Annotated in this window: 13 protein-coding genes and 1 pseudogene; 9 read left to right on the top strand and 5 right to left on the bottom strand. The window is 40.9% G+C overall.

Annotated features, from left to right (window positions below):
• Positions 1-424: 424 nt before the first annotated feature.
• Positions 425-2,155: a citramalate synthase gene (gene cimA / locus FCR06_RS02535; RefSeq protein ID WP_138497293.1), complete on the bottom strand. Its 1,731-nt coding sequence runs from the start codon at positions 2,153-2,155 to the stop codon at positions 425-427.
• Between the two features lie 76 nt (positions 2,156-2,231).
• Between cimA and FCR06_RS34730 the strand changes: the two are divergent.
• From FCR06_RS34730 to FCR06_RS02510, 5 genes and pseudogenes are all read left to right on the top strand, one after another.
• A pseudogene (locus FCR06_RS34730) lies at positions 2,232-2,543 on the top strand ((2Fe-2S)-binding protein).
• 40 nt (positions 2,544-2,583) lie between these two features.
• The gene (locus tag FCR06_RS02525; RefSeq protein WP_138497292.1) at positions 2,584-2,979 is read left to right on the top strand and encodes a hypothetical protein; all 396 of its coding nucleotides are present in this window, start codon (positions 2,584-2,586) and stop codon (positions 2,977-2,979) included.
• Positions 2,980-3,172: 193 nt separating this feature from the next.
• Positions 3,173-5,203 carry a glycine oxidase ThiO gene (gene thiO, locus FCR06_RS34545; RefSeq protein ID WP_138497291.1) on the top strand — a complete coding sequence of 677 codons (2,031 nt, stop codon included), beginning with the start codon at positions 3,173-3,175 and terminating at the stop codon, positions 5,201-5,203.
• A gap of 155 nt (positions 5,204-5,358) precedes the next feature.
• Positions 5,359-5,529 carry a photosystem II assembly protein Psb34 gene (gene psb34, locus FCR06_RS02515; protein WP_138497290.1) on the top strand — a complete coding sequence of 57 codons (171 nt, stop codon included), beginning with the start codon at positions 5,359-5,361 and terminating at the stop codon, positions 5,527-5,529.
• Positions 5,530-6,024: 495 nt separating this feature from the next.
• Positions 6,025-8,232: a tetratricopeptide repeat protein gene (locus tag FCR06_RS02510; protein ID WP_138497289.1), complete on the top strand. Its 2,208-nt coding sequence runs from the start codon at positions 6,025-6,027 to the stop codon at positions 8,230-8,232.
• A gap of 71 nt (positions 8,233-8,303) precedes the next feature.
• Here FCR06_RS02510 and FCR06_RS02505 read toward each other — a convergent pair whose 3' ends face one another.
• Complete coding sequence (locus tag FCR06_RS02505; protein WP_138497288.1) at positions 8,304-9,185, bottom strand: succinate--CoA ligase subunit alpha; 882 nt, start codon at positions 9,183-9,185, stop codon at positions 8,304-8,306.
• Between the two features lie 301 nt (positions 9,186-9,486).
• Positions 9,487-10,710: a succinate--CoA ligase subunit beta gene (locus FCR06_RS02500; protein ID WP_138497287.1), complete on the bottom strand. Its 1,224-nt coding sequence runs from the start codon at positions 10,708-10,710 to the stop codon at positions 9,487-9,489.
• Between the two features lie 773 nt (positions 10,711-11,483).
• Here FCR06_RS02500 and FCR06_RS02495 point away from each other — a divergent pair.
• Complete coding sequence (locus FCR06_RS02495; RefSeq protein WP_138497286.1) at positions 11,484-13,295, top strand: hypothetical protein; 1,812 nt, start codon at positions 11,484-11,486, stop codon at positions 13,293-13,295.
• A gap of 111 nt (positions 13,296-13,406) precedes the next feature.
• On the opposite strand, the gene FCR06_RS02490 is transcribed toward FCR06_RS02495, so the two are convergent.
• Positions 13,407-14,183 (bottom strand): ABC transporter permease, encoded by a 777-nt coding sequence (locus tag FCR06_RS02490; protein WP_138497285.1) that lies wholly within the window; start codon positions 14,181-14,183, stop codon positions 13,407-13,409.
• Between the two features lie 323 nt (positions 14,184-14,506).
• Between FCR06_RS02490 and FCR06_RS02485 the strand changes: the two genes are divergently transcribed.
• Complete coding sequence (locus tag FCR06_RS02485) at positions 14,507-15,655, top strand: DegT/DnrJ/EryC1/StrS family aminotransferase (RefSeq protein WP_138497284.1); 1,149 nt, start codon at positions 14,507-14,509, stop codon at positions 15,653-15,655.
• An 87-nt stretch (positions 15,656-15,742) separates the two neighbouring features.
• Here the strand turns inward: FCR06_RS02485 and FCR06_RS02480 are convergent, their stop codons facing one another.
• Positions 15,743-16,486, bottom strand: coding sequence for a DUF561 domain-containing protein (locus FCR06_RS02480; protein ID WP_138497283.1), 744 nt, complete (start codon positions 16,484-16,486; stop codon positions 15,743-15,745).
• 337 nt (positions 16,487-16,823) lie between these two features.
• Between FCR06_RS02480 and FCR06_RS02475 the strand changes: the two genes are divergently transcribed.
• Positions 16,824-17,405: a dual specificity protein phosphatase family protein gene (locus FCR06_RS02475; RefSeq protein WP_138497282.1), complete on the top strand. Its 582-nt coding sequence runs from the start codon at positions 16,824-16,826 to the stop codon at positions 17,403-17,405.
• Between the two features lie 125 nt (positions 17,406-17,530).
• Entirely contained in the window at positions 17,531-18,220 is a 690-nt protein-coding gene (locus FCR06_RS02470; RefSeq protein WP_138497281.1) for an SAM-dependent methyltransferase, read from the top strand.
• Positions 18,221-18,281 lie beyond the last annotated feature (61 nt).

Genomic DNA, 18,281 nt, shown 5'->3' with positions numbered 1-18,281 from the left:
CGCTAATTTTAATTTGGAAAATTTGGGCTTGTACTAGCTTAGAAAGTACACTCTTTTGCAGCATAAATTTTAACCAAGCAGGAGCTTGAAAGTTCAAGCTTGAATTCACCGACAATTAGGATATCATCAACCATAACCCTACAAATGTATATTTTTTTGTGATTAATTTGTAAGTATTTATACTTACTATTAATTACACAAATAAGAAGGAGAAAATCCTATCTGTACTAAGGAAATAAAAGCAAGTTTTTGAGCAACAAACAATCAGTTACCCTTCCCCTGATTACTTACTCTTAAACACTTATTTGCACTGGCTACATGCAAAACTACGATCGCCTAAAAGTGTTGCACGAGAATGGGAGGCGATCGCCTCCCATTCTCATGGAAAAATGTAGATTTTGCTTACACTAAATAGCGTTATTTGTCAACTAGAAGCTTTTACTGCTGCTTGGGCTTGGGAGTGCAATAACAAACCATATTCCAAGCCCTCCACCACCGCTTGATAGGAAGCTTCCAAAATGTTAGTGGAAACTCCTACAGTTGTCCAGCGTTGACGACCATCGCCTGATTCTACAAACACGCGGGTTTTCGCCGCAGTACCCGCATGTCCGTTGAGAATCCGCACTTTATAATCCGTCAAATCAAAAGTTGCAATTTGAGGATAAAAGTTCACCAAAGCCTTGCGTAAAGCAGCATCCAACGCTGCAACTGGGCCATTACCTTCCGCCGCCTCCAGAATATTCTTACCGTCAACAGCGATTTTGATTGTGGCTAGAGCGTTAGTAGTTTCTTTGCCCTCAATCAAATCACAGTGGACTTGAAAACCTTTGACTTCAAAAAACTTTTGGCGTCCTCCCAAAGCTTCATGCATCAACAGTGCAAAACTAGCCTCTGCTGCTTCAAATTGAAATCCTTCACTCTCCAAATCTTTGAGGCGCTGAAGAATTTGCTTCGCCTCTGCCTTTAACTGATCCAATTCAATCCCAAAACTGCGGGCTTTAGCTAAAACATTGCTCAGTCCCGACTGTTCGGAAATCACAATGCGGCGACGATTTCCCACTTTTTCCGGTTGCATGTGTTCGTAAGTTATGGGATTACGTTCCACAGCAGATACATGAATACCACCTTTGTGTGCAAAAGCCGAACGTCCGACAAAGGGGGCATGTTCATCAGGAGCAAGATTAACCACCTCACTCACAAAACGACTCGCTTCTGTAAGTTGTGTTAGCTGGTCTTCTGTGATACAACTGTAACCCAGTTTCAGTTGTAAATTAGGAATTAGTGAACAGAGGTTAGCATTACCGCAACGTTCGCCGTAACCGTTAATTGTACCTTGTACCATCTTTGCCCCTGCCATCACAGCTGCTAGGGCATTAGCAACCGCCATTTCCGAATCGTTATGAGTGTGAATTCCGATTTGGGGCATTGTCCTTTGTCCTTTGTCCTTTGTCATTGGTTGTTGAGGAATGACGCCAGTTGCTTCTCCTGACAAAGACGCTGCGCGAACAACGGAGGGAACCTCCGCAACGCACTGGCTCACTAATGACAAATGACTAATGACATCTTGAACAATTTGGCTAACTTCGTGGGGTAAAGTGCCGCCATTGGTATCACACAAGACTAGCCATTCGGCACCAGATGCGATCGCTGCCTCTAATGTCTGTAAAGCATAACCTGGATTGTGCTTATAGCCATCAAACCAATGTTCGGCATCGTAGATTGCGCGACGCCCTTGAGAACGGAGGTACTCAATTGTGTCACGAATCATCGCTAAATTTTCTTCTAACGTCGTCTTGAGTCCGGCTGTGACATGTAAATCCCAAGACTTGCCAAAAATTGTCACCCAGCGAGTTCCCGCAGCCAGAATCGCTTGTAGCATCGGTTCTTCTGCCGCACAAGTGTTAGGGCGTCGAGTCGAACAAAAAGCAACAACTTCTGCATGTTTGAGCGGATCTTCTCTCAGTTGCCAGAAAAATTGTACATCCTTAGGATTGGCACCAGGCCAACCACCTTCAATAAAGGGAATTCCCAGTTGATCGAGTCTTTTGGCAATGCGTAACTTATCTTCTATCGATACAGATAGCCCCTCGCGCTGAGTGCCATCCCGTAATGTAGTGTCATAGAGCCAAAGTTGAGGTGAGGAAATTGTAGTCATAAAACTCGGGCCGACGAGACAACTTTCGAGGCAATATGTCAATATACAACAAAAAGCCAGTTTGGCAATTTAAAAAATGCCTAAGGTATTAGCTCAAGGTAAAACAATTAAATCCAAGCAAGCAATCTCCGCAAAATTTTGCAGCAAAATAGTATTGACCTCTACAATGACGATGCTAAGGTAATAAACTGTCGGGTTATTGTCAGTTACAATACCTGCACGGTTAAAGTAGAGGGCGAAGTCTCAGCAGCCAATTGGCGCAAGCAACACGTCGTTAGCTTCCTCCCCATTTTCCCAGAATAGACCTACGTAATAAACCGTAAAACGCAGGTTTTAGACGACGTGAATGTGACAAAAGTTTGATGGATTTTGGGGACAAGGTTCTTAAAAAGTGTGGACACCAAAAGGTTAAAAAGGAGTAAAACAAGATGGGTAGATGGACACCCCTAATATTAATGGCTGGAGGTCTAGCCATTTTGCTTGGTACATTACTAGGCATTAACTTTCCAATGGGCGTACAAACCGCCAATAATCCGACTGGTAAAAAATCAGAAGTTCTGCCAGCTAATATTAATGTTAATAGCAGTGCTGGCAGCCAGAACGAAGAAACTGCAACTGAGGAAACTCCCACAACTCAAACAAATCAAAATAAACGCTCCATTGTCGCCCCAAGACCTGATAACAGGAGCAGTGTTGCCCAGAATCCTAGCAACGACTCAACCTCATCTCCTGACAATACAACAGACTCTAATACAGACTCTTCCACAAGCGATAGCTCATCAAGTGATTCAAATCCCAGCGAACCAATTCGAGCCTTGTGGTAATGGTTGCTAGTAGCGCTTGGCAGGATTAGTAATTAGTAATTCGTAATTACCGTTGCCTAAGCGTTTTAGACATTTGAGATGGTTGGTTTATTTAGGCGCCCGCTTTACTAGTCTTTAGTTATTCCTTTATTAGTTATGATTTATTAGTCATGCACTAATGCTCGGTGGCTAATGAGCAATGACTAAATGACTAATGACTAGTGAAATTGTAATTATTGGTGGCGGCGTTATTGGTTTAGCGATCGCCATTGAACTTAAACTGCGCGGGACAAATGTCACCGTGGTTTGTCGTGATTTCCAGGCTGCTGCTACCCACGCTGCCGCTGGGATGTTGGCACCAGATGCCGAAAAAATCCCGAACGAGGCAATGCGTTCTTTGTGTTGGCGATCGCGTGCTTTATATGCCGACTGGACGCGTAAACTGGAAGAATTGAGCGGCTTAAATACCAACTATTGGCCTTGCGGTATCCTCACACCCGTTTTTCAAGAGGCACAGGGGCAAGGGGTAAGGGGCAAGAGAGAAAATGAAAAATTACCTCTTTCCGCTTTGCTCCCTGCTCCCCGCCCCCCTGCCTCCTATTCCCCCTCATACTGGTTAGACAAACAAGCAATTCATCAATATCAGCCAGGATTGGGAACCGAAGTAGTAGGTGGCTGGTGGTATCCCGAAGATGCCCAAGTCGATAATAAGGCTCTAGCTCAAGTACTGCGGACAGCAGCCGAATCTATTGGTGTTGAACTTAAAGATGGCGTTACAGTAGAAGCATTTTTACAGCAACAGGGACAAGTTGTTGGCATCCAAACGAATACTGGGGTAATTCGCGCCGCCCATTATGTTTTAGCTTCAGGTGCTTGGGCGAATGAGTTGTTACCATTACCCGTGCGTCCTCGAAAAGGACAAATATTGAGTCTAAAAATACCGGAATTTGTACCGGAATTGCCGTTGCAGCGGATTTTGTTCGGGGAAGATATTTACATTGTACCGAGACGCGATCGCTCGCTGATTATTGGGGCAACAGTCGAAGATGTTGGTTTTACACCCCACAACACTCCTGAAGGGATTCAAACATTATTACAAGCTGCCATCCGGTTGTATCCGCAATTAAAGCATTATCCCATACTCCAATTCTGGTGGGGATTTCGCCCTGCCACTGCTGACGAATTACCCATTCTCGGCACTAGCCATTGTGAAAATTTAACCTTTGCCACTGGTCATTACCGCAACGGGATTCTACTTGCACCCGTAACAGCAGCATTGATTGCCGATTTCATTTTGGAACAAAAATCTGACCCCCTACTTGCTGATTTCCATTATTCGCGCTTCCAGTCCCAGCCATCTACCCGCACCCCCATGCTCACTCACTCTGCCAATTTCTCCAACGGACACCCTACCCCCCCACTCCTTACAGACGCAATTAATCGCATCTCTACCGACTCGCCACTAATTATCGCAGGCAAAACCTTCCAATCCCGCTTGATGACGGGAACTGGTAAGTATCGTAGCATTGAACAAATGCAACAAAGTATTGCCGCCAGTGATTGCGAAATTGTTACCGTAGCAGTCCGACGAGTACAAACCAAAGCCCCTGGACACGAAGGTTTAGCAGAAGCTTTAGATTGGACAAAAATCTGGATGTTGCCCAACACCGCAGGTTGTCAAACTGCCGATGAAGCGATTCGGGTGGCGCGTTTGGGGCGAGAAATGGCGAAATTATTGGGACAAGAAGATAATAATTTTGTTAAGTTAGAAGTAATACCAGATTCTAAGTATTTACTTCCAGACCCGATTGGCACACTAGAAGCAGCAGAACAACTAGTTAAAGAAGGTTTTGCAGTATTGCCCTATATCAACGCTGACCCCATGCTAGCCAAACGCTTGGAAGATGTAGGCTGTGCTACGGTGATGCCTTTAGCTTCGCCAATTGGTTCTGGACAAGGGCTAAAAACAACCGCCAATATCCAAATCATCATTGAAAATGCCGATATACCTGTGGTGGTAGATGCTGGGATTGGTTCACCCTCCCAAGCCGCTCAGGCAATGGAATTGGGAGCAGACGCTTTGTTGATTAATAGTGCGATCGCTCTAGCTCAAAACCCGGCAGCAATGGCTCGTGCGATGAATTTAGCAACAGTTGCCGGTCGTTTAGCATACCTTGCTGGCAGAATGCCCATTAAAGATTACGCCAGTGCTAGTTCGCCTCTGACTGGGAAGGTTACTAGTTAGGGAATGGGGACTAGGAAATAATTCTTTTAACTCTTAATATCCAGTGGGCAATTCCTAATACCCAATCCCCAATGTAACGATTTGTCTAGCATTTTTTGAGCAAAACTCGTATTTATGTAACATTAAATGAAGAATAAAGATAAAGGAATTGATTCATGCCCTATACAACCGAAGAAGGCGGCCGCCTGAATAATTTTGCCAAGGAACCTAAGATTTATCAAGCAGAACCCGCTACGGAAGGCCAAAAGCGAATCTATATTTTTGTAGGAATTGCGGCTGCTGCTTTGGTTGGTGGCTTGATTTCAGTCGCTTTCTTGGTTTCCTAAAACTGTTGAGCGTAAAACATTTTAATAAAATTTCATTTTTATAATTTTTCAGGTTCCGATTTCAGGAGGAGCCTGCTTTTTTATTTATTGTGAAAATTAATTTAGTTACTAAGTATAATTACATACTTTATTATTTTATCAAACCTAAAAAGTTTAACTTATACCAAATTGGAGAAGTAATGTTATTGGCAATTCCGCTGAACAGCTTCGTAATTAAGAATTTTAATCAAAAATTGCTAATCTGTCTTAGAAAGTGATGCTGCTACCTCGAACAGAGCTGCGCTAAAAAATCGCTGCAAGTCTTAGCTTTGACACTAGAAGATGCCAATGCAAGGCGCTGAGGTAGCACTGGCTTAACTTTCTGCAAAATCCAAAATTGTTATTATCCTCAGGAGCACAACACTCACTATAAATCATTGCTGATAATGAAATTTTTAGCTAACTTCGATGAACCTATAAAGGTGATATATACTGTCTTTTGGCTCTTTAGCCGCCATGAGTGTGAATGATACTGTACACAACGATAATTTTACTTGGAATCGACAAGTATACCAGCGCTTAAAACTTGCCTTAAGTCTTGGTTTGCGGCGACAACTTTTTTTAGCGGTATGTGATGATTTACATTTAAGAAATCAAGTAGCAGCTCGTTTGCATTCTACATTGGCTTATCCTGTGGGACAAGTGCTATATCAACCATCAAATGCTCAAGAAAATAGCACTCCAGCTTATCCACGATTAGTGACGCTGCGGTTGAATTTAAACGATCCCAATCCCATAGTTCAAATCAATCAATGGGTGGCCAATTATCCACCGCCAATTATTGGGGCATCAAAAGATACTCCAGGAAAAGTTTCTCCAATACCAGCATTTCAAATTGTAGGTGTGGAGCAGCTAACTAAGCAACCAGTGGCAACACAGCGTTTATTCTTGCATTATCTCCGTTTAAGCGAGCAATATTTCTCCACACAAGGATCCAGTCGATTTCTAGAATCTAACTTGCTGTTGTGGATACCCCGTCCTTGGTTGTCTGCTATCCAACAATCAGCACCACAATTTTGGCATTGCCGTACTGGGGTATTTGTGTTTGCTGGAGAACCGACACCAGCAACTCAGAATTCAAGGTATCCAGAACGTTTTTCTAATTCTAGAAGTTTGGATGTAGGGAATCTTGATCAGTCGATTTCAGATGAATCTGTTACCCAAGCAGAATTCAAAACAACAGCTAGTGAATTAAAGTTTGAGAAGAATTCCAATTTTTCAGCACAGACACCAGAAAATAATGTACACAAAATACAGTCAGATACTGCATCAATCATCGAATCGAAGACTATGCCACAACAGGAATCTACTATTAGATCTGGCAGTGGAAACGAGCAGCAATTACTATCTTCTTTATCTCATATTAGCAGTGAGTTAACGGAGTTAGTATTAGCAACAATTAACACAAAGATTACTCAAGATATAGAAGATGACTGGCAACCGCAGCTGATTTTGCTAGAAATTGAAGAATTACATTTACAACAACTTCCTGGAGAAATACTGGCAGAAGCTTATCATCGCTTGGGTAACTTATACCGCCTTCGGATTGAGCAAGGAGAATCAACCTTAGAAAATTTGATGGTAGCAATCATTGCTTATCAAGAGGCAATTAGCTATAACGAAATTTCACCGCAACTCCCAGATATTTTGAATGACTTGGGTACACTTTATTGGATGTTATACCGCACACCACCTAATTCTGAAGAAGGACAAACTTATATAGAACAAGCAATAGAATTTTATCAGTTGGCGTTAAATACAATCTCATCCCAGACACATCCAGAAACTTACGCCCGCGTCCAAAACAACTTAGGGACAGCTTATGGTGATTTAGCTCGTTTTTCTCAGCCATCTGAGAATTGGCAACAAGCAGTTTTAGCTTACAGCGAAGCACTTAATTACCGTACAGCAGATATGGATTCATTAAAGTATGCTGCTTGCCAAAATAATTTGGGAACTGCTTACTGGCATTTAGGACAATATAATCAACCGATTGTGCATTTAAACAAAGCGATCGCCGCTTACAACCAAGCACTCATACACTATAATCCCCAAGAGGAACCGCTCAAGTATGGCATGATTCAAAACAACGTTGGTACTGCCTATTGGAATTTAGCACAATACGAACAATCTGCTGAAAATTTACAACTAGCTATTGATGTCTATAACGAAGCTCTGAAATATCGTACTCCAGCTAACGTTCCTAGTGCTTGTGCTGCCACACAAAATAATTTGGGTACTGCCTATTGGAATTTAGCAAATCTATCTCAAACCCCTAAAGAAGCACGGCAAAAATATCTGCAATTATGCATCAATGCTTACGAAGAATCTCTAGCTTTGGCTCATTCACTGAGCAGCAACTCTTTAAGTTTTGACTTGTTTGCCTCTCATAATAACTTGGGACTGGCACACTATCAGCTAGTAATAGATAAATCTTTTAATACTGATAAAGCAATACGTTCTCAACATCTAGAAGTAGCATTAGAACATCATTTGCAAGCTCTCAATGGATTGAATAAACAAACGGAAGTTTATCAAACAACCTTCGGCTATATGGTGAAAACTATCCGTGCTTTTCACAATGAATTAGGAATACAAGGGCAAAATTTTGCTTTATCGAAAGTTCCAAGTCAGTTGTTGCCAGAAATTTTGTCAAAATTGTAGTTTAATCAACTATATGTATTCCAAGTAAAACATAACAACTTTTTTTGTAATACCTAATACTATCTCCAAATTTAATTTATCCTTTTTCTTACCAATTCTGGAATTTGAGAAGGGCGTTCAGCTACAGGAACTTGTACTTCTTTCAAAGCAGCTAATTTACTTTGGGCTGTACCAAAATTAGGATCGCGTCCGATAAATGTTGCTAAAGTCCCAGTTTGACGCCAACTTTTTCCTGGTGGTGCTTGTCTGCCTGCAATGTAGCCAATTACTGGTTTATCAATAGCCTCAGCAATGTACCGCGCCGCTGCTTCTTCACTACCGCCGCCGGGTTGACCGACTAAAACGATCGCTTGTGTAGTTTCATCTTCATCGAGAATTTGCAGCCATTGCAAAAACGAGGAACCGACGATCGCATCACTACCAATACTGACACTAATCGACTGCCCCAAACCAGCTTTTGTTAATTCATAGGCGACTTCGTAGGTGAGGGTGCTGCTACGACTGACGATCCCCACTGGCCCTGGTGTATAAAACTCGCTAGGTTGAGTTCCCAAAAGAATTTTTCCCGGTACAATAATCCCCGGACTATTTGGCCCTACTACCAAAGTTTCACAGGCCTCGGCTTTGCGGAGTAATTGCACCATATCCAAAGGTGGCACGCCAGCGGTGATAATAATAATTTGGCGAATTTGAGATGCGATCGCTTCTAATGCCGCATCCAAAACATCGTAAGGATCTACACAGATAATTGTTGTGTCAATTGCGCCAAATTCTTGTACTACCTCTTCTACTAAATCAAATACTGGCAGTTCGTGCATTTCCTGTCCGCCGCATCCAGGATTAACACCAGCTACCAAATTCGTACCGTAAGCTTTCATTTGAGTAACGTGAGTGCCTGATATAAATTCACAAAAGCCTTGAATTAAGACTTTACTCTCTGGCGTTATGTTCATAATAAATTACCGTAAGCTTGGCAAACCAGTCAGTCGAGCCACTGGGCATAAAAGATATGTATACAGTATTGTATTAATTTTAGGAGTTACTGCAATTTATTAGTTTTCGTATTCCATTTGGAAATTTATCTCCGCAACTAAAAAGTAATACTAATTTAACTAAATCAGCCTACAGATTTAAAAGTAGGAAATTTAGATGGCATTTGACAAATTTTATTTTTTAATCATATCGCGCTTGGCGCTTTTCATTTACATTAGCGTTGCTGAGCAAAACAGATTACAAATTAATAGTTATTGGCGGCTACTTCTTATTAGCATTTGGTTTAGCAATCCGAACTGCAACTTTCACGGCTTCATCTAAATTTTCTACCACAGCAAGAGTATTGCTGCTAGTTTTAAGTCTTGCTAAATAATTTTTAGTTGAATTTAACTCTGAACCAGCAAGGCGGATAACTAAGGATGGAAAATTCACATCTTGGTGTTTACTACCATTAGAGCGTACAACTTGTAATTTGAGTTCGTTATTGTCTTGTTCTATAAATTTGGCTATAACTTGGGTTACTTCCTCGGCTTGAGGAATGCTACCTAAGAAGTTAATTAGTATGACTTCGATGCTTTTATCAGCAGCTAAAATTTTTAAACCTGTTTGTAGGCGATCGCAAAAGGTAGTTGGTGTGGTATCCGTGAGGAAAGCATGGCGTAGATTCAAACAAACACCTGGTTTTCCGCCAGCATTAGCGACTAAATCCAAAGTTGCCATTACTGAACCAGTACCATTACCTAAAATCCCGATTTTTCCGTGCATTTGCACACCTTCCCAGTCGCCCAAAATACCGTTGATTTCACTACTTGGATGACGGCTGATAATTTTTGCTGCCATTTGGGCAACATCTGGATGACGCTTGATTGAGCGTTCATTCACCCTGACTTTACCATTGAGAGCCATAACTTCACCATTAGGATTGACTGCCAAAGGATTAATTTCGACTAAATCCAGGTCTTTTTGTACAAACAACTGGTACATTTTCTGGACAACGCTGCTTACCGACTGCATCAGTGTTCCCTGCAAGCCCATTTTCAAAGCAAGTCGTCGCGCATAAAATGGAGAAAATTCTTGTTCGACAACCACATAGTGCATTTTTTCTCCAGCAGATTCCCAATCGATGTTTGCTTCTTTGGAACCTAAAAGCACTGGTCGGCAAACAGCGGTGTCTAAAACCACTGCTAGATAAAATTCTTGGTTGGCGTCGTATTGGGATTCTGCTAGGACAACTTCCGGCAACTCTCCCCATATCGGTAAACTAAAGATATTTTGGGCAGCGGCGATCGCATCGATAGTTGTTTCGGCAAACCTGACCCCACCTGCTTTTGCCCGTTCTGCTCCATGTACTTGAGATTTTAATACAATTGGAAAGCGAATTTTTAAACGTTTTAAATCTGTAGGATGGTCAATTCGTTGCGAAGGCAATACAGGAATGCCTATCTTGCCAAACCATTCTTTCACTTGATACTCTAATAAATCCATTGATACACCTTGTATTGACACTTTCCAAGCTGAGGGTTACTACTATCTAAATATTTGACAGCACTTTTATTACATAATTAAACTTTTGGCAACTAGAAAAACTTATTTTTTACGTATCAATTTTATCGAATTCAGCAGATGAGGCAAATTAATTTTCCTACCCAGAAGATGTAATTAATCTCCTCAGTAGACTTCCCAGCATAGAAGATAACTAGCATACCTGTCAAAAACCTCTGACATTCCCACATTTCCTTAACTTGTGGATAATTTTGTCACAATTTGTCTGCAACTATAATCTTGCCAAAGAGTAAGTAAATCGGGGTGAATATTTATCATTAAGATCACGTAGAGGGCAGAGAACAGAGGATAGAGGACAGAAGGCAGAAGAGAAGAGGATTTTAGTTAACTTTAATTTTCCTTACATGCTTTGGTTTATTTATACCGTTCTACTTAGCTGTTGTAAATTTAATTGTCATAGAATTATGCAGTAAAAATGCTCAAAAATTCTATTGTTCCCGTTTTTTATCAAAAAATATATACCTACAGATAGATTAGCTAATCTTGTATCTACTAGCTTGAAAATGTATTCATGCGAACAATCATTAATATTTTAATTTTTGGTTAAAAGCTGGAATTTGTGTTAGAAAGTTGTTCGATTATATTTTCAGGCTGTGGTTGGTTAAACTGTGCATCTTTATTCAACAAATTCAAAAAGTTCATTTCATCTCCTTAAAGATAATCAAAACAATATAGAAATTCAGTACGAAAGTTCTATGAAAGTAGCAGTCCAGCAGGAAGATTTACAGCTTTTAGCTAAAACTTTGCAGGAACAATTGCTGGTAGAAGTCTCATCATCTGGAGTGTTTCAAGTTAAATGTGCCGTCAATAAAGACGAGCTAATGATTTTAACTCAACACCCATCAAGTGTAATAGTTGATGCTCAAGTGATCTTTGCAGTCATTGAGGAGGTACTTCAGTCCTTAGCATCCTACAGAGAGCAACGAGTGCAATGTTTCCTCAGAGTTTTTGGCGAACAACTTCCTTATAGCAAATGTTTTCTAGCTCTCAAGCAAAGAACAAGATGGGAAGACAAGGAGATGGGGATTTGGGGAGTAAGGGGAGTAGGGGAAGATGAGGAAGTGCAAAAAGATGAGGGAGCAATATCTTCCTTGTCTGCTTTGTCTGACTACTCTTCATCCGCCTCATCAGCTCTGACCTATTTACCATCATTTGATGAAACTGAACCAGAAGAAGTATTTGACCCATTTGCAGATGCACCGAATTTAGCGGCTTCTAAACCAGGACGCCTCAAACCTCTGTTTGTAGGTGTAGCCTTGGTGGGATTTATCGTTTTAGGCGTTGGCGGCTATTTGCTGACTCGCCCTTGTATGATGTCTGAGTGCAAAGAAATAGAAGTTGCTGAGCAATTAAAAACACAATCCCCCGAATTGATGCGCCGCGCCAAGTCAGAAAAAGAATTAGTAGCAGTGCAGCAGCGACTTGCAGCGGCTAGCACAGCCTTAAACGTAATTCCTAGTTGGTCGCCGCGTTACCAGGTATCAGAAGAACTCAAAGCAAATTTGACTGGACGGTCAGAAAAAATCGACCAAGTAGTTAAGGCTTTGCAGACCGCATCTTTGGCGGCAGAAAAAATTAAAACTCCCGCAGGTAGTTTAGAAGAAATACAAGCTAGACAACATTTATGGCGACAGGCGATCGCACCACTGGAGGCTATAACTCCTAATAGCGAACTGTATGCCCTAGTGCAAGCAAAATTATTTAGCTATCGTATCAGTTTGCACGCTGTGAATCAGCAGATACTAATTGAAGAAAAATGGCTGAAAAAACTAGCAGCAGCAAAAGCTGTAGCAAATACAGCCGAGAACCGACAAGCTAGTGCTAAATCCTTGAAGGATTGGCAAAAAGTGGAGTCTAACTGGCAGATAGTCATTAATGCCTTGAGGGTGATTCCCCAGACTAGCCCCACATATCAACAAGCCCAAAAGTTGTTGTTAGATTATAAACCTAAGTTAGTAGCAGCACGCGATCGCACTATTAAAGAACAATTAGCTGCTAGAACTTACCAACAAGCTGTTAGTATCGCCAACCAAGCCAAAGTCTATCAGCAACAAAACCAATGGCAAGCAGCGGCGACATACTGGGAGCAGGCTTTGGAAACTGTTAAAAAAGTTTCCCAAGATAGCTTGTACTCCACTCCGGCTCAGTCCTTAATCGAACCCTACTCAACAGCCCTCAAACAAGTACAAGAAAAACTACAAGTTGTTAGTAGTTTGCAACAAACCCGTACTGACTTAGACAAAACCTGTGTTAATGGAATTCGGATTTGTACTTTTAGTATGGATAATGCAGGAATTATTGTGCGGTTAACTCCTGAGTACGACCAATTAAGACAAAATACCTTGGCTAATCCTAATTTACATAATTTGGATACTGCTGTTGACTTTAGCACTCACTTGCAAATCCTACGAGAAGCCCTAGCTGTAATTAGTGACAATGCCAATTTGTCTGTTTTCCTTTATGATTCGCAAGGTCAGGTAATTTATACGCGGACTTTAGGAGGATAGAAAAGTTAAGTGCGTCCTACGAGGGGGAAGTCAAAAGTTAAAAGTCATTTGCTATTAATTGCCCTCGATTTACCAGGGCAAGATGATGAAATACTCTGAGATATTAACGCTTCACCTAATTAACTGCGCGGCAGAGTTAAAAAACTGACGATACAATCCCTTAGTCAACAAAACTGTTGTCAGTAAGTTAGCAAAAGCAACCATGAAAGTAATTAAAATTTCGTAGGACACAGCATCTAAAGGTTTGACACCAGCGAGTAACTGTCCGGTGGTAATTCCTGGTATTGCCACCATACCTATAAGTATCATTTGATTGATAGTCGGAATCAATGCCACCCTAATAGCGTCTTTGCGGTACTGGCTAACTGCTTGCTCTGGTGTTGCGCCTAAGCTCAAATGAGTTTCTATTTCCACTTGGCTGGAATTAATCGTGCTGACAAGGCGTTCCCCAGCGATCACTGCTGCGTTCATGGCATTACCTATGACTATCCCTGCTAAGGGAATCACATACTGTGGTTGATACCATCTGTCTGGTTGAAGAATTAAGAAGTTGGTATAAAGCACTGTCAAGGCGCTACTGAGAAAAATTGCACCCCATACCAAAGGCAATACATCAGGAATTTTTTGACTGATGCGATTTCGTGCGACAATCGCCGTAATCGTCAGCATGATTGCTAATATCGCTAAAACTGCCCAACCATTGTTCCAAGCAAAGATGAAATCTAAGATGTATCCCAATACAAGTAGTTGTAAGATGGTTCTTCCAGTAGCAAGGGCTAAGTTCAACTCTAGTCCTAATTTTTCCCAGCTAGATACACCAATAGCGATCGCCATTAATCCTAAAGCAATAGCTAAATCCACGAAATCTAGCTCGATTGGCTCCTGCATGGGTTTTCTATCTCCTGGTATTTTCTTCTCAAAGCAGCACGTATAAGAGGAACTTTGATTCAACGTGTTGGCTCTTGATTGATATATATTATCTTCAGCAATTTAAAATTCAAAATGGTACAACTTTAACATGGCAACCACTTAGTAAGACTACTTTCCTGTAAATTAAATCTGCGGTTGAATACACCACAATTCCAGCAAAAACCCTAAGAGATGCGTAATTTAGGCGATAGTCTTTTAACAGATCTTTGATTAACAATTCAATCTGCAAAAATTGACTCTCTAAGTGCATCCTTTGTATCTCCGATAAATAATAACAACTCATGATCCAAAGCGTAAATCCCGTCCCTGCTTTTGATATCAAGCAGCAATATACCAGCATCGAAGCAGAAGTAAGTGCAGCAGTTTTAGAAGTTCTAGCTTCTGGTCGTTATATCGGCGGCCCCTTAGTCGAAGGCTTTGAGCAACAGTTTGCCGCGTATCATGGTGTTAGTCAATCTATAGCTTGCAATTCTGGTACCGATGCGCTTTATTTAGCTCTACGAGTGTTAGGAATTGGTGCAGGCGATGAAGTGATTACAACCCCTTTCACTTTTATCGCTACTGCTGAAGTGATTAGCGCTGTGGGTGCAAAACCTGTTTTCGTTGATATTGATGCTACTACGTTTAACTTAGATGTAGAGCAAATAACAGCAGCGATTACACCAAAAACCAAAGCGATTATCCCAGTCCACCTATTTGGGCAACCAGTGGATATGACATCATTGATGGCGATCGCTATTTCTCACAATTTATCAGTAATTGAAGATTGCGCTCAATCCACAGGCACAATTTGGGCCGAGCAAAAAGTCGGAAGCATTGGACATATTGGTTGCTTTAGTTTCTACCCTACCAAAAATCTTGGTGGTTGCGGCGATGGCGGAGCAATCACGACTAACGACCCAGCGATCGCCACAAAACTGCGAATATTACGGGATCATGGAAGTAAAATTCGATATTTACACGAGGAAATAGGTGTAAATAGCCGCTTGGATGCTCTACAAGCGGCTATTTTGCAAATTAAGCTGCGTTATTTAGATATTTGGAACGAACGGCGGCGAGAGATTGCCAATTATTACTATCAATTCCTCAGTCAAATTCCGGGAATCGTCCCGCCCCAAGAACTACCAGAGGGTATTGGGGTATGGAATCAATACACTATTCGCATCTCAGGTGAAGGACGAAATGGTGCCAGCGCCAAATATCGAGATTGGGTGCGTAGTCAATTGCAAGAGCAAGGCGTCAGTTCAATGGTTTATTACCCCTACCCTCTACACTTGCAGCCAGTTTATCAAAGTCTGGGCTATCAAATTGGAGACTTACCAGTGGCAGAGCAAGCTTGCCATGAAGTCATATCTTTACCTATGTTCCCAGAACTGACACAACAACAGCAAGACCAGGTGATTTATGCGCTTAAAGAAATTATGAGTTAAAACTCAGAAATTCGGAGTGTAGGAGTTTGGAGTTATGAATTAACAAGTTTCTTCAACTGTTAACTCATAACTCCTAACTCATCGCTCCTAACTCCTAACTGTATTTGCAGTTGCTAACGCTTCCACCAAACTACGCACAGCAGCAATCATTGCGACTTCGCTATTGAGTTGGTTGATGGCGGAACCAACGCCAACACCAGCAGCACCAGCAGCGATCGCTAATGGTGCAGTAACGCTAGAAATGCCTGAAGCACACAATATTGGTACTGTCACTGCACAGGATATCTCATAAGCTGCTGCCAAGGTAGGCGCAGCTTTTTCAATTAATCCTAGAGTTCCAGGGTGAACTGGATTACTGCTAGTACCACCTTCGGTTTGAATAATATCTGCTCCAGCTTTCACCAGTTCCTCTGCTAGTTGTACCTGTCGATCTAGTTCCAGGATGTGAGGAACGGTGACAGATAAGGTTATTTCTCTAAACAGAGCGCGGGTTTGCTTAGTTAAGGCTAGTACTTCTGAAGCATCAAAACGGCGTCCTTGAGCATAGAAAGAATCGAAATTCCCAATTTCAATTAAATCAGCACCAGCTGCCACAGCTGGAACAAATTTCTCTGGTTCTACTGCTGACACACAAATTGGTAGTTTTGTCAAACTTTTAGCTAACTGAACCAAGGCAGGATCGGCAGCGATATCGACGAAAGTAGCACCACCAAATTCAGCAGCTTTGACAGTAGCGGCGACGCTAGCGGCATCGAAATTATTTAAGCCGGCGATCACTTTGAGGACGCGGCGGTTAGTAAATGCACGTTGGAGTATGGAATGCATCGTCATGGTTCGGCTTTGAAGCTACGAAAATTAGGTATATTCTACCGTTCCTAGTGATAGAGAGCCTCAATTCCGATGACAATTGCCAAATTTTGATCGTTCGAGCGCAAACACAGATTGCAAGCGATCGCCCAAACTGCTATTGAATACAGGATAATATATTTATTTTCGGCATTTACTTACTTCAATTTCTCTCTAAAAAATTTGATTATGAACAAAATGTAATATTTAATAATGGTATGATTAATTACTTATACAAATTTAAGTTCTCTATTTTTTAGTTTTAAAGCTCTAGTTAAATAATAAATTTCATCTAGAAAAAGCTAACTATTTAATTACACTAATGAATAACTTTCAAAATTCCGAAATCAGACACTTCAAGACATATAAATTTGCCCCAGCTTGTGAGAACGAGCAAATAGTCTTTGGTGCTGCGCGACCTGGATACACTAATAAGATGGTTGAGAATTGGACAGAATTCATGAAACACCAAGGTGTTAAGCGAGTTTGTTGCCTTCTTCCAAAGCAAGAACTAGCTTCTTACTGGGATCTGCTCGGAACATACAGACAGGAATTTGGTAATCAACTAGTTTGTTGGGCACCGATTGCAGATTTCCATTTATCGAATCTAGAAACCCTCACACAGAAAATACTTCCTTTTTTAATAGAAGCAGATCAGCAAAATGAGAAAGTCGTTATCCACTGTTCTGGTGGCATAGGACGTACTGGACATGTATTAGCGGCATGGCTAGTTAGTGTCCGAGGATTATCAAATAAAACTGCAATCAATGCGGTTAAAAAAACAGGTAGAAATCCTTATGAAGCAGCGATCGCTGCTATATTTAGAGGCAAAAATCCTCTGAAAGTTGTAAAAGACCTTGATATGCTTTTGAATAATTGCCGTTTAACAGTCCGCCGCGAGTAGCAAAATGTATCAACATTGGTTGTTCACAATGCTCAAAACCAATGCTACTCTTTGAGCAAGAAACCTGGATAAAAGAAATTTTAGAGAAGGTAAGTTAGAAAGTTATTTCATTCAAGGTAAACTCTATGGCAATGATTTTAGATAAAATAGTTCCTTTTGGCAGGTCAATGGATGAATATATAAAAATATTCAATTTAACAAATGCAGATTTAAATAAAAGAATTATTGGAGTTGGGGATGGTCCAGCAAGTTTTAATGCGGAAATGACACATCAGGGTAAAAGTGTAGTTTCTGTCGATCCACTCTACCAATTTTCCAGCAATGAAATATTGCAAAGATTTAATGAAGTGATAGATAATATCATTAACCAAGTCAAGGCTACACCGAATGATTGGGTATGGAGCTATCATAAATCTCCAGATGACTTGCGACAAAGTCGAGTAAAAGTTATTCAAAAATTTCTGTCTGATTATGATAATGGCAAACAGAATAACAGATATATATTTGGAGAATTGCCAAATTTAGCATCCCATAATCAAGAATTTGACATAGCCCTTTGTTCGCATTTATTGTTTTTATATTCAGACCATCTGGATTATAATTTTCACTTAAATTCAGTGGCTGAAATGCTGCGTATTGCTGAAGAAATCAGAATATTTCCCTTGATGACTTTAATGTCAAAGCCTTCGCAATATTTAGATAATATAGTTAAATATTATAGTGCAAAAGGTTACAAGATAAATATTGAAAAAGTTGAATATGAACTACAACCTGGTGGAAATCAGATGTTGAAAATAACCAAATTGTCAAAATAATTACTAATTCGTAATCACACTTGATGACTGACTAACGCTGCGCTAACGTAATTCGTAATTA

The organism is Nostoc sp. PA-18-2419 (assembly GCF_005869855.1).
GTDB lineage: Bacteria > Cyanobacteriota > Cyanobacteriia > Cyanobacteriales > Nostocaceae > Nostoc.
Note: the sequence above shows the minus strand (reverse complement) of the source record. Positions and strands in the feature narration are given on the sequence as shown.

Coding starts and splice junctions, on each gene's coding strand:
- cimA (WP_138497293.1), bottom strand. CDS start 2,155: ATGACTACAATTTCCTCACCTCAACTTTGGCTCTATGACACTACATTA.
- FCR06_RS02525 (WP_138497292.1), top strand. CDS start 2,584: ATGGGTAGATGGACACCCCTAATATTAATGGCTGGAGGTCTAGCCATT.
- thiO (WP_138497291.1), top strand. CDS start 3,173: ATGACTAGTGAAATTGTAATTATTGGTGGCGGCGTTATTGGTTTAGCG.
- psb34 (WP_138497290.1), top strand. CDS start 5,359: ATGCCCTATACAACCGAAGAAGGCGGCCGCCTGAATAATTTTGCCAAG.
- FCR06_RS02510 (WP_138497289.1), top strand. CDS start 6,025: ATGAGTGTGAATGATACTGTACACAACGATAATTTTACTTGGAATCGA.
- FCR06_RS02505 (WP_138497288.1), bottom strand. CDS start 9,185: ATGAACATAACGCCAGAGAGTAAAGTCTTAATTCAAGGCTTTTGTGAA.
- FCR06_RS02500 (WP_138497287.1), bottom strand. CDS start 10,710: ATGGATTTATTAGAGTATCAAGTGAAAGAATGGTTTGGCAAGATAGGC.
- FCR06_RS02495 (WP_138497286.1), top strand. CDS start 11,484: ATGAAAGTAGCAGTCCAGCAGGAAGATTTACAGCTTTTAGCTAAAACT.
- FCR06_RS02490 (WP_138497285.1), bottom strand. CDS start 14,183: ATGCAGGAGCCAATCGAGCTAGATTTCGTGGATTTAGCTATTGCTTTA.
- FCR06_RS02485 (WP_138497284.1), top strand. CDS start 14,507: ATGATCCAAAGCGTAAATCCCGTCCCTGCTTTTGATATCAAGCAGCAA.
- FCR06_RS02480 (WP_138497283.1), bottom strand. CDS start 16,486: ATGACGATGCATTCCATACTCCAACGTGCATTTACTAACCGCCGCGTC.
- FCR06_RS02475 (WP_138497282.1), top strand. CDS start 16,824: ATGAATAACTTTCAAAATTCCGAAATCAGACACTTCAAGACATATAAA.
- FCR06_RS02470 (WP_138497281.1), top strand. CDS start 17,531: ATGGCAATGATTTTAGATAAAATAGTTCCTTTTGGCAGGTCAATGGAT.